At 59.6% G+C, this 11,590-nt stretch carries 12 protein-coding genes, 1 pseudogene and 1 other annotated feature; of the genes and pseudogenes, 8 read left to right on the top strand and 5 right to left on the bottom strand.

Features of this window, described 5'->3' with window-relative positions; genetic code table 11:
* From GWQ22_RS19455 to GWQ22_RS19470, 4 genes and pseudogenes are all read right to left on the bottom strand, one after another.
* Positions 1-192: pseudogene (locus GWQ22_RS19455) on the bottom strand (hypothetical protein); the annotation flags it as partial.
* A gap of 106 nt (positions 193-298) precedes the next feature.
* Positions 299-1,000 (bottom strand): tRNA (adenosine(37)-N6)-threonylcarbamoyltransferase complex dimerization subunit type 1 TsaB, encoded by a 702-nt coding sequence (gene tsaB / locus GWQ22_RS19460; RefSeq protein ID WP_275931349.1) that lies wholly within the window; start codon positions 998-1,000, stop codon positions 299-301.
* Positions 1,001-1,090: 90 nt separating this feature from the next.
* Positions 1,091-3,001, bottom strand: coding sequence for an ATP-dependent DNA helicase (locus GWQ22_RS19465; RefSeq protein ID WP_275931350.1), 1,911 nt, complete (start codon positions 2,999-3,001; stop codon positions 1,091-1,093).
* 67 nt (positions 3,002-3,068) lie between these two features.
* Complete coding sequence (locus tag GWQ22_RS19470) at positions 3,069-3,311, bottom strand: hypothetical protein (protein ID WP_042037673.1); 243 nt, start codon at positions 3,309-3,311, stop codon at positions 3,069-3,071.
* A 186-nt stretch (positions 3,312-3,497) separates the two neighbouring features.
* Positions 3,498-3,622, top strand: a sequence feature (His leader region).
* Between the two features lie 29 nt (positions 3,623-3,651).
* Here GWQ22_RS19470 and hisG point away from each other — a divergent pair.
* From hisG to hisIE, 8 genes are read left to right on the top strand one after another with little or no spacing between them, the layout of a single operon-like run.
* On the top strand, positions 3,652-4,548 hold the full coding sequence (gene hisG, locus GWQ22_RS19475) for an ATP phosphoribosyltransferase (protein WP_275931351.1): 897 nt from the start codon (positions 3,652-3,654) through the stop codon (positions 4,546-4,548).
* Positions 4,549-4,560: 12 nt separating this feature from the next.
* Positions 4,561-5,886, top strand: coding sequence for a histidinol dehydrogenase (gene hisD / locus GWQ22_RS19480; RefSeq protein ID WP_275931352.1), 1,326 nt, complete (start codon positions 4,561-4,563; stop codon positions 5,884-5,886).
* Positions 5,883-6,953, top strand: coding sequence for a histidinol-phosphate transaminase (gene hisC / locus GWQ22_RS19485; RefSeq protein WP_275931353.1), 1,071 nt, complete (start codon positions 5,883-5,885; stop codon positions 6,951-6,953). The genes hisD and hisC overlap by 4 nt, the downstream gene beginning before the upstream one ends.
* Before the next feature lie 15 nt (positions 6,954-6,968).
* Positions 6,969-8,093: a bifunctional histidinol-phosphatase/imidazoleglycerol-phosphate dehydratase HisB gene (gene hisB, locus GWQ22_RS19490; protein ID WP_275931354.1), complete on the top strand. Its 1,125-nt coding sequence runs from the start codon at positions 6,969-6,971 to the stop codon at positions 8,091-8,093.
* Positions 8,093-8,722: an imidazole glycerol phosphate synthase subunit HisH gene (gene hisH / locus GWQ22_RS19495; protein WP_275931355.1), complete on the top strand. Its 630-nt coding sequence runs from the start codon at positions 8,093-8,095 to the stop codon at positions 8,720-8,722. The genes hisB and hisH overlap by 1 nt, the downstream gene beginning before the upstream one ends.
* Positions 8,723-9,484, top strand: a complete 762-nt coding sequence (gene hisA, locus GWQ22_RS19500) for a 1-(5-phosphoribosyl)-5-[(5-phosphoribosylamino)methylideneamino]imidazole-4-carboxamide isomerase (protein WP_275931356.1) — start codon at positions 8,723-8,725, stop codon at positions 9,482-9,484.
* Positions 9,484-10,257 (top strand): imidazole glycerol phosphate synthase subunit HisF, encoded by a 774-nt coding sequence (gene hisF / locus GWQ22_RS19505; protein WP_019446757.1) that lies wholly within the window; start codon positions 9,484-9,486, stop codon positions 10,255-10,257. Before hisA ends, hisF begins: the two co-directional genes overlap by 1 nt.
* Positions 10,250-10,885, top strand: a complete 636-nt coding sequence (hisIE, locus tag GWQ22_RS19510) for a bifunctional phosphoribosyl-AMP cyclohydrolase/phosphoribosyl-ATP diphosphatase HisIE (RefSeq protein WP_275931357.1) — start codon at positions 10,250-10,252, stop codon at positions 10,883-10,885. The genes hisF and hisIE overlap by 8 nt, the downstream gene beginning before the upstream one ends.
* A gap of 33 nt (positions 10,886-10,918) precedes the next feature.
* On the opposite strand, the gene GWQ22_RS19515 is transcribed toward hisIE, so the two are convergent.
* A complete protein-coding gene (locus GWQ22_RS19515; RefSeq protein ID WP_275931358.1) occupies positions 10,919-11,380 on the bottom strand; it encodes a hypothetical protein in 462 nt (153 codons plus the stop codon).
* Between the last annotated feature and the right edge of the window lie 210 nt (positions 11,381-11,590).

Here is an 11,590-nt window from a genome sequence, read left to right on the forward strand (position 1 = left end):
GCCGCACGATGAAGAGCAAAAGTTAGCATGATCGTTACCATGTTCGGGAGTCACATAGGAGATCAGATCCTGGAAATCGGGAAAAGTGCCAATCAGTTCACAATATTTGTGTATAAGAGTCAGCTTCGGAACAGTGTTGCACCCGCCGAGCAGCAAGCCTGCAACCCCTATCACGATCGCACGTTTCATCATGTCACTCTCCTTTTTGCCGGATACCGAACCTGTTACCAGGCCCTGTCCGGCAGGGGGATGCGGGTTTATGGCAAGAGCGACAGGCATGCAACGCCGCTTCCTGCCCTTATTCGCGACCCGGCAATTTTTTCCAGGTCACCTTGTCACGCAAATAGACCGGCGTCGCCTGCTCAACAGGTACTGCCTCCCCTGCCAGCCAGGCGGCGCGGGCCAGCGGCAGCATGTCGATGGCCGCCGGGAAGCGCACCTGGCTCACCGCCAGCTCATCGGCAAGACCACTCAAGGTCTCACCATAGGTTTCAAAACCTGTACCGACGCAGGTCACCCGACCCGCCAGCTTGCCACGGGCGTCAACCAGTGCTGCGGGATCGCTCACCACCTCGTCGCCCACCAGTTGCATGCGACCATTGATCAGCTCATAGCGGCCAAAATAGACCTCGTTCATCCGCGCATCGATGGCGGTTAACACCTGTTCAGCACCATCGAGACGATAGGCACCTTGCGCCATGGCAGCCAGGGTGGAGATGCCGATGAGCGGCACGCCAACCCCAAACGCCAGCCCCTGGGCCACGCTGATCCCGATCCGCACCCCGGTAAAGGAGCCCGGACCACGCCCGAACGCGATGGCATCGAGCTCGCCCAAGGTTATCCCGGCGTCGTCCAGCACAGCCTGAACCATGGGCAAGATTTTACGGGTGTGATCCCGCGGCGCCTCTTCCCAGCGGGAGAACAGCGTGTCACCCACCTGCAAGGCGGCGGAGCAGGCTTCGGTGGCGGTGTCAACGGCCAGGATCTTCAACTCGTTCATGCTTTCCAATCTCTATAAAATCAGTCAATTACATAACCGGCAAGCAAGATATGCTCACCCGTTGTTCAACTCTGTCATCTGGCGGCAAACTTATTCACCGCGATCGAAAAAGCGCCCCAGCGTCCCCAACTCCCGGGTGCGAGGGATGGCGGGCAAACTCTTGATAAAAATAGCGCCGTAGGGTTTGTTGACCATGCGTGGATCACAGATGACCAGTACACCGTGATCACTGCGATCACGAATGAGCCGCCCCACCCCCTGCTTGAGCGCTATCACTGCCTTGGGCAACTGCAGCTCGGCGAAGGGATCGCCCCCCTTGAGCTTGCAATCATCGACCCGTGCCTTGAGCAAGGGATCGTCTGGGCTGGCAAACGGCAGCTTGTCGATGATAACACACGACAACGCAGCCCCCCGCACGTCTATCCCCTCCCAGAAGCTGCTGGTGGCCACCAAGACGGCGCGGCCATTCTCGACAAACTCCTTGAGTAGCCGCTGCTTGTTGTCCTCCCCCTGTAGCAGCACAGTGCGGCCTATCTCGCGGCGCAGCACCTCGGCCACCTGACGCATCACCTGATGGCTGGTGCAGAGGAAGAAACAGCCCCCCGGCGTCTTGTTGATGAGGGGGATCATCAGCTGGGCCAGCTGTTCGCCACGGCCAAAGGCATTGGGCTCGGGCAGAAAACGGGGCACACAGAGCCGCGCCTGCTCGGCATAATCAAACGGGCTGTCGAGAATAAGCTCGGCACTGCCCGCGAGTCCCAGCTCGGCCACGAAGTGATCGAAGCGCATGTCCACCGTCAGGGTGGCGGAGGTAAAGATCCAGGCCACCTCGGGACGCAGTACCTCGGCGCCAAAGCGCTCGGCCACCGAGAGCGGCGTCAAATTGAGGGAAAAATGGAGCCGCGAACAGTCATACCAGTAGGAGAAGCCGGTCTGATTGACCGCCAGCACCTCCCCGAGGCGGGTGCGCAGCTCGCAGATCCGCTCGAAGGCGTGATCCAGCTGCTCGCCGCGCCCGAGCGCGAGTTTGAGCACCTCGTAGCAAAGCCCGATGGCGTCGTTGAGACGAGCCAGTGCCTGCCCCCATAAAGGCTGGCGCAGCATGTCACGGGTATTGCCACGGCCGCCATCCACGCCAAAAGCGAGCCGCAGATCCTGACTGGCGATAGAAAGCCTGTCCGCCGCCTTGCCGAGCTGGGCCATGTCGTGCGCCTCGGCCCGATAGGCCAGCTGGATATCCTGCGCCAGATCCTGGATGGTGCGGCTGCCCACCGACTTGCCGAAGTAGTTGGTGGCGATCTCCGCCAACTGGTGCGCCTCGTCGAACACATACACTTGCGCTTCGGGCACCAACTCGCCAAACCCTGTGTCTTTCACCGCCATATCGGCGAAGAAGAGGTGATGATTGATCACCACCACCTGGGCATCCATGGCGCGGCGTCGGGCCACCACCAGATGGCAGTCGTCGTAATAGGGGCAATCGCGACCTAGGCAGTTGTCGTTGGTGCTGGTGACGTGGGTGAGGATCTCGGCGTTTTCCTGCAACCCCGGGATGTCCCCCACATCGCCGTTATCGGTAGCCGTGGACCAGGATTTGACCTTCACCAGATCATTGAGCACTTCCGGCTTTTGCAGATGGGATTCGCTCAAGAGCCGGTTCATCCGCTCGATGCAGAGATAGTTACTGCGCCCCTTGAGCAGGGCCACTGGCGGGGTGTAGGAGAGCGCCCCCGTGATGGTCGGGAGATCCCGATAGAAAAGCTGCTCCTGCAGGTTCTTGGAGCCGGTGCTGATCACCACCCGCTTGCCGGACTCCAGCGCAGGCACCAGATAGGCATAGGTCTTGCCGGTGCCAGTCCCCGCCTCCACCAGCAGACGGCCACCGCGCTTGATGGCACTGGAGACGGCCTCGGCCATGGCCAGTTGCGGGGCGCGGGCAACAAAGCCGTCGATGTGGCTGGCCAGAGGGCCATCTGGCTTGAACAGGGTCTGGATGGTCAAAAGGGCGTCCCGCAGCAAAAGCGGGCATTATGCCAAAAATGCGGTTAAAACGGGACTGATAATGCGTTCAGACGAAGAGATCGATCTGGTGCTCGGGATCCGGCTTGTGATCGTCCTCTTTAGGCTTTGACTGATCACGCTTGGCAGAGGGATAGGCCTGCTGACGCTGCTGGGACTCACCGTTGTCGGTGCTGGTCTTGCGCAGCTGGTGCTTCTGACTGATCTGGGTCACTTCCCGCTTGATGTCGTCAGGACTCGGGGTCGCTGGCGCCCGCGGCAAAATGGGGAACAACAGGTCCTGGCTGGGCATGATAGCGACTCCTGTAGGGGGTATTGTCTAGTTATCGACCAGAAAACCGTTTCCTCAACTTTAATCGATCAAATCACAGTTTCCGGTTGCATTTTCTGTCAAGGCAGGTAGTGTAAATCAGGCGTCAACTACGACATCTTATTTGTAAAGGATTGATTACATGCAGTTCACCACCCTGAAGACTCATCACCACCATCATCATCCCGACTAGTCTTTCAGGAGGTTGACTGCTGGAAGACACTTAACTGGTGACTTCCAAAAGGACCGCAAGATTCATAAACCCTCGGAAGCACATACTTCCGAGGGTTTTTTCGTTTTTGACTAGAAGGAAATCGAGCAAATGGAAACACAACGCCTGCGTATCGCCATGCAAAAGTCCGGTCGTCTGAGCCAGGACTCCCAAGCCCTGTTCAAGAGCTGCGGCCTCAAGATCAACCTGCGTGAGCAGCGCCTCATCGCCCATGTGGAAAACATGCCCATCGACATCCTGCGGGTACGTGATGACGATATCCCGGGTCTGGTGATGGAAGGGGTGGTTGACCTTGGCATCATAGGTGAGAACGTGCTGGAGGAGGCGCAACTCATTCGCGCTTCCCAGGGGTTGCCTGCGAAAGTGAAAACCCTCAAGCAGCTCGATTTCGGCGGCTGCCGCCTCTCGCTGGCGGTGCCGGAAGATGTGACCTACACAGGGCCAGAGAGCCTGGCCGGCAAACGCATCGCCACCTCCTACCCCGGGCTGCTCAAGCGCTTCTTTGACGAAAAGGGTCTTGGCTTCAAGAGCGTTATGCTGGGTGGTTCGGTGGAAGTGGCCCCCCGTGCCGGGCTGGCCGATGCCATCTGCGATCTGGTCTCCACCGGCGCGACCCTGGAGGCCAATGGCCTCAAAGAGGTCGAGGTGATCTACCGCTCCAAGGCGGTACTGGTACAGGCCCCCAACCCCTTGTCCGATGCCAAGCAAAAACTCATCGACAAACTGCTGCCCCGTATTCAGGGGATGCAGCAGGCCCGCGAGAGCAAGTACATCATGCTGCACGCCCCCAAAGACAAGCTCGATGCCATCACCGATCTGCTGCCGGGTGCCGAGCGCCCCACCATCATGCAGCTGGCTGGAGACACCAATCAGGTGGCCCTGCACGTCGTCTCCAGCGAGACCCTGTTCTGGGAGACCATGGAGCAGCTCAAGGCCCTCGGCGCCAGCTCCATTCTGGTGCTGCCCATCGAAAAAATGATGGAATAAGGAAGGGATATCATGCAGACCCTGATCTGGAAGACCCTCTCTCCTGCCCAGCAGGCCGACGTGCTGACCCGCCCCGCCCTCAATGACGAGGCCGATATCGGCGCCGTGGTCAAAGAGATCATCGCAGCGGTACGTAGCCGTGGCGATGAGGCCCTGCGCGAGCTCAGCCTGCGCTTCGAGCGCGCCCCCCGTGAGCGGTTGCGCGTCAGCGAAGATGAGATTGAAGCCGCCTGCGCGCGGCTGGATGACGACATCAAAAGCGCCATCGAAGCAGCGATTGCCAATATTCGCACCTTCCACGCCGCCCAAGTGCAGCCTGTGGTACGGGTGGAAACCCAGCCCGGCGTGGTGTGCGAGCTGCGCACCCAACCCATCAGCCGGGTTGGCCTCTATGTGCCGGGGGGCAGCGCACCGCTCCCCTCCACCGTGATGATGCTGGCCATTCCGGCTGCTATCGCAGGTTGCCGTGAAGTGGTGCTCTGCACCCCGTCCCCCGCCAGCGACGAGATCCTCTTTGCCGCCCGCGCCTGCGGGGTCGAGAAGGTGTTCGCCATTGGCGGTGCGCAGGCCATCGCCGCCATGGCTTACGGCACCGAAAGCATCCCGAAGGTGGACAAGATCTTCGGCCCGGGCAACGCCTTTGTGACCGAAGCAAAGGGGCAGGTCTCCGCGGATTGGCGCGGCGCCGCCATCGACATGCCAGCCGGCCCCTCCGAGGTGCTGGTGATTGCCGACGAGAGCGCCAATCCGGCCTTCGTGGCGGCGGATCTGCTCTCCCAGGCCGAGCACGGCCCCGACAGTCAGGTGGTGCTGGTGACCACCTCGCCGCTGCTGGCCGATGCCATCGCAGGGGAGATCAAGCGCCAGCTGGCCAAACTGAGCCGCCGGGATATCGCCGCGCAGGCGCTCGGCAGCAGTCTGGTGATCCTCTGTGACGATCTGGCCGAAGCGTGCGCCATCTCCAACGCCTATGCGCCGGAACACCTGATTGTGCAGACCCAGGCGCCTCGCGATCTGCTGGATAAACTCGAGAACGCCGGTTCCATCTTTCTTGGCCAGTGGACGCCCGAGTCGGTCGGCGATTACGCCAGCGGCACCAACCACACATTGCCCACCTATGGCTACGCACGCACCTGCTCGAGCCTTGGCCTTGCGGATTATCAGCGCCGCTACACGGTGCAGGAGCTGAGCGTCGAGGGCATTCAGGGGCTAGGCCCCATCGTTCAGCGCATAGCCCAGGCCGAGGGACTGGATGGCCACAAAAATGCCGTCACCCTCAGGTTGAACGCCTTGGCCGCCTCGCCCCAACAAACAGCACAGCAGAAGGATTTGTCATGAGCATTGCCAATCTGGCGCGCCGCGTGGTGCGGGCCCTCACCCCTTATCAATCCGCCCGCCGCATTGGCGGCAAGGGCCACGTCTGGCTCAACGCCAACGAGGCGCCGCAGGCTTATCCCTTCACCATCGAGGGGAGCCGCCTCAACCGCTACCCCGAGTGCCAACCGGCCGAGGTGGTGAACGGCTATGCCGCCTACGCCGGGGTCAATCCCGATCAGGTGCTAGTCAGCCGCGGCGCCGACGAGGCCATCGAGCTGCTTATTCGCACCTTCTGCGAAGCGGGTGAAGATCAGATCCTCATCTGTCCGCCCACCTACGGCATGTACGCCATCAGCGCCGAGACCTGCGGCGTCGGTATCGTCGAGCAGCCGCTGACCACCAGCCGCCAGCCGGACTGGCCCGCCATCGCCGATCGCCTCGGCGACGTGAAGCTGGTATTTCTCTGCTCCCCCAACAACCCCACCGGGGATCTGGTAGGTCGCGATGGCCTCATCGCCCTGCTGGAGAAGGCCCGGGATCGCGCCATCGTGGTGGTGGACGAGGCCTATATCGAGTTCTGCCCAGAGGCCTCCGTGGTGGACTTGCTGACCCGCTTCCCCAATCTGGTGGTGACTCGCACCCTCTCCAAGGCCTTTGCCCTGGCGGGGATCCGCTGCGGCTTTACCTTAGGCCATCCCGAGGTGATCGCCATGCTGGCCAAGGTGATCGCCCCCTATCCCATCCCCGAGCCCATCGCCCAGATCGCGGCGCAGGCCCTCTCCCCCATGGGACTGGAGCTGATGCGCGAGCGAGTGATAGAGCTCAACAAGCAAAAAGCCGCCTTCAAGGCAGAGCTGACAAAGCTTGCCTGCGTGAAGGAAGTATTCGAGGACAAGGGCAACTTCGTGCTGGTGCGCTTTGTGGATGGCGCCGCCGTCTTTGCCGCCATGAAGGCCGCCGGCATCATACTGCGGGATTTCTCCAGCAAGCCGGGCCTTGATAACAGCATTCGCGTCACCATCGGCTATCAGGGCGAGATGGATGGCGTGCTGGCGGTATTGCGTGACCTGCCCTCTCCCACTTTGTAAGACAAGGATGTAGCGATGAAGACCCCGTTTTTGTTTATCGACCGCGACGGCACCCTGATTGAAGAGCCGGTGACCGACAAGCAGGTGGATAGCCTCGCCAAGCTGCGCTTCGAGCCCATGGTGATCCCGGTGCTACGCGAGCTGCAGGCCGCTGGTTACGTGCTGGTGATGGTGACCAATCAGGATGGGCTGGGCACCGCCAGCCTGCCGCTGGAGAACTTCCAGCCACCCCACGACCTGATGATGCATTTATTTGAATCGCAAGGGGTGAAATGGGAGCAGGTGCTGATCTGCCCGCACTTCCCCACCGACGGTTGCAGCTGCCGCAAACCCCACCTCGGGCTGGTGAAGGAGTATCTCGCCTCGGGTCGCATCGACTTTGCCAACTCCTTCGTGATTGGCGATCGTCAGACCGATCTGCAACTTGCCGAGAACATGGGCATTGGCGGTATTCGCTACCACCCGCAGGATCACGACTGGCTCGCCATCCGTGATCAGCTACTGTCCAAGGGCCGCACTGCCGAGGTGGAACGCTACACCAAAGAGACCCGCATTCAGGTGGGGGTTGACTTGGACCCTTCTGCCACAAACAAGAGCGGCGGCAACCAGATCGCCACCGGCATCGGCTTCTTTGATCACATGCTGGATCAAATAGCGACCCACGCCGGTTTCCAGCTCAAGCTGAACGTCAGCGGCGATCTGCATATCGACGATCACCACACGGTGGAAGACGTTGGGCTGGCGCTGGGTCAGGCGCTGCGTCAGGCCCTTGGCAACAAGCGCGGTATCGGCCGCTTCGGCTTCGTGTTGGCGATGGACGAGGTGCAGGCAGTGATCGATGCGCGTCCCCTCACCGAGCAGGAGGTGAGTACCGCGCTGGATCTCTGTGGTCGCCCCTACTTCGTGTTTGACTGCCCGAGCGGCTTTGGCCGCGACAACGTGGGCGAGATGGCCACCGAGATGGTGCCCCACTTCTTCCGCTCCCTCTCGGACGCCATGGCCATCACCCTGCAAATGAAGGTGGGCAGCGGCAACACCCACCATCAGGTGGAGGCGCTGTTTAAAGGCTTTGGCCGCGCCCTGCGTCAGGCTATTCGGGTGGAAGGGAGTGACCTCCCCTCCAGCAAGGGAGTGCTGTGATGGATGTGAGCAAGCAGAAGCTGGTCATTATCGATACAGGCTGTGCGAATCTGGCCTCGGTCAGAATGGCGTTCGAGCGCCTCGGCGTGCGGCCCTTGGTCTCCAGCCAAGCGGCTGATATCGAGCAGGCGGACAAGCTGATCCTGCCCGGTGTCGGCACTGCTGTGACCGCCATGAAGAACCTCAACGAGCGCGGGCTGGTGCCCCTTATCCGCGCCGCCAAGCAGCCGCTGCTGGGCTTTTGCCTCGGCATGCAGATGCTGGCGGAAGCCTCCGAAGAGAGCATGGGCACTCAGGGTTTGCCAGATACGCTTATCGACTGCCTTGGCATAGTGCCGGGCAAGATCCGGCTGATGGAAGTGGGTAACCTGCGCTTGCCCCATATGGGCTGGAACCAGATTGAGCATGACGAGACCCATCCTCTGCTCAAGGGGATCCCGAGCGGCAGTTACTTCTACTTCGTGCACTCCTATGCGCTGGAGGTGACAAAAGCGACGCTGGCGACTTGTGACTACGGCAAGCCTTTTACCGCGATTGTCGCCCGTGACAACTTCTTTGGCGCCCAATTCCACCCGGAGCGCTCAGGCGCAGCCGGTGCCCGTTTGCTGCAAAATTTTCTGGAGCTATGAATGATCATTCCCGCAATTGACCTGATCAATGGTCAGGTGGTCCGTCTCTATCAGGGGGACTACGAGCAGAAGACAGAATACAGCAGCAGCCCGCAGGCGCGCTTCGATGAATATGTCTCCCAGGGGGCGGTGCAGCTCCATCTGGTGGATCTGGACGGTGCCAAAGACGCCAAGGCTCGCCAGCTGCCCCTGCTGACCCAACTGCTGTCGACCACCGAAGCGCCGGTGCAGGTTGGCGGCGGCGTGCGCACGGAGCAGGATGTGGCAGATCTGCTGGCCGCCGGTGCCAGCCGGGTGGTGATCGGCTCCACCGCCGTCAAATCCCCGGATCTGGTGGCCAGCTGGATGGAGAAATATGGCCCCGAGCAGATAGTGCTGGCGCTGGACGTCAATATCGATGAGCAGGGCAATCGCCATATCGCAGTGGCAGGCTGGCAGGAGAACAGTGGGGTGACCATCGAAGCGCTGATCGAGCGCTTCCTCCCCGTCGGGCTCAAACATGTGCTCTGCACCGACATCAGCCGTGACGGGACCCTGGCTGGCACCAACGTCGAGCTCTATCGGGATCTCTGCGCCCGCTACCCGAGCGTCGCTTTTCAGGCTTCCGGCGGCATTGGCGGCATCGCGGATATCGAGGCGCTCAAGGGCTCCGGCGTCAAGGGGATCATCCTTGGCCGCGCCCTGCTGGAGGGCAAGTTCTCGGTGGGTGACGCCATCGCCTGCTGGCAAACGCCCGCAGCCGTTACCACAGGAGGCAACTGATGCTGGCAAGACGCATTATCCCCTGCCTAGACGTGAAAGATGGCGTTGTGGTCAAGGGGGTGCAGTTTCGCAACCACGAGGTGATGGGCGGCATTGTCGAGCTGGCGCGCCGCTACGCCGAGGAAGGTGCTGACGAGCTGGTGTTTTATGACATCACCGCCTCCAGCGATGCGCGGGTGGTGGACAAGAGCTGGGTGAGCCGGGTGGCGGAGGTGATCGATATCCCCTTCTGCGTCGCCGGTGGCATCAAAAGCGTGGAAGATGCCCGCCAGATCCTCGAATTTGGCGCCGACAAGGTCTCCATCAACTCTCCGGCGCTGGCCGACCCAACCCTCATCAGCCGACTGGCCGAGCGCTTTGGCGTGCAGTGCGTGGTGGTGGGCATTGACTCCTACTTCGATGCCGAGACGGGCCACTATCAGGTCAAACAGTTTACCGGTGACGAGAGCCGTACCCGCACCACCGCCTGGCACACCCTCGATTGGGTGCAGGAGGTGCAAAAGCGCGGCGCGGGCGAAATCGTGCTGAACGTGATGAATCAGGACGGCATGCGTCAGGGTTATGATCTCGACCAGCTCAAACTGGTGCGCAGCGTCTGCAAGGTGCCGCTGATTGCCTCCGGCGGCGCCGGTGCCATGGCGCACTTTCGCGATGCCTTTACCCTCGCCGATGTGGACGGGGCGCTGGCCGCCTCAGTGTTCCACAAGGGCCTTATCCCCATTCCCGAATTGAAACGCTGGCTGAAAACCGAAGGAGTCGCCATCCGTGAATAATCAAGAGATTGCAAACCAGATCCCGCTCGTGGAGCGGCTCGACTGGGAAAAGTGTGATGGTATGATCCCCGCCATTGTCCAGCACGCCGCCAGCGGCGAGGTGTTGATGCAGGGCTTTATGACCCGCGAGGCGCTGGAAAAGACCCAGACCACCGGTCAGGTCACCTTCTTTAGCCGCAGCAAACAGCGGCTCTGGACCAAGGGAGAAAGCTCGGGCAATGTGCTCCAACTCGTGGCCATCAGCACCGACTGCGATCAGGATTCCCTGCTGATTGCCGCCAACCCCGTCGGCCCCACCTGCCACAAGGGGACAACCTCCTGCTTTAATGGCCACCCGCTGCCGCCGCTCGGTTTTCTGGCAGAACTTGAGCAGGTACTGGCTTCTCGCAAAGGGGCCGATCCAGCCACCAGCTACACCGCCAGCCTCTACGGCAAAGGCACCAAGCGCATCGCCCAGAAGGTCGGTGAAGAAGGAGTTGAGGTGGCGCTGGCCGCCATGGCCAAGGATCGAGAGGAGCTCATCAACGAATCCGCCGATCTGCTCTACCACCTGACCGTGCTGCTGCAAAACGAGGGGCTGGGATTACAGGATGTGGTACAGCGGCTTAATGAGCGGCACAATAAATAAACTGATAATAAAGCCGGGTTATCCCGGCTTTATTTAGTCAAGATGCACGGCCAGCTCAACTAAATTTTTATACAAAGACAGATCACACTCTAATAAAGAAAGCTGTGTTTTTGCCAAAATTGAATTCTCTTGCACATTTAGCGTATCGTTTGAACCAACCTTTTCGGCTATCGTGCTAAGCTCATGATCACCTTTCCATCTATATTGAGGGTTTAACATGAATTGATATGAAAAGCTCATTAACTCCCTGAGAGACACTTCATATAAGGCATCCGTAAGTGGATTTACAAAGTCCCCCTTACCATGTGTATATGAAACAACAGAGCCAATATCACTATAAGCTTTAATGTAGATTGATATGGTCACATCTTTCTTGCCATTAATTTTATGCAGGAATGTATTTTCACTATTTTTATCATGTGAGTGAGACAATGTCTTATTAGCAACCATAGTGTAAAACCCATGATCTTTTTCATGCAATGAAAACATATACATGAGGAATATCAAGTTTATTCTTTTATGCCTCCGTTTACGTATTACGAATAACAATCGATCTATCACTTGATCAGTTTGTCTTAAACCTGACTCTTATACACAAATATTGTGAACTGATTGGCACTTTTCCCGATTTCCAGGATCTGATCTCCTATGTGACTCCCGAACATGGTAACGATCATGCTAACTTTTGCTCTTCATCGTGCGGCC

Origin of the sequence: Aeromonas sp. 1HA1 (genome assembly GCF_029237385.1) — a bacterium.
Classification (GTDB): Bacteria; Pseudomonadota; Gammaproteobacteria; order Enterobacterales; family Aeromonadaceae; genus Aeromonas; species Aeromonas popoffii.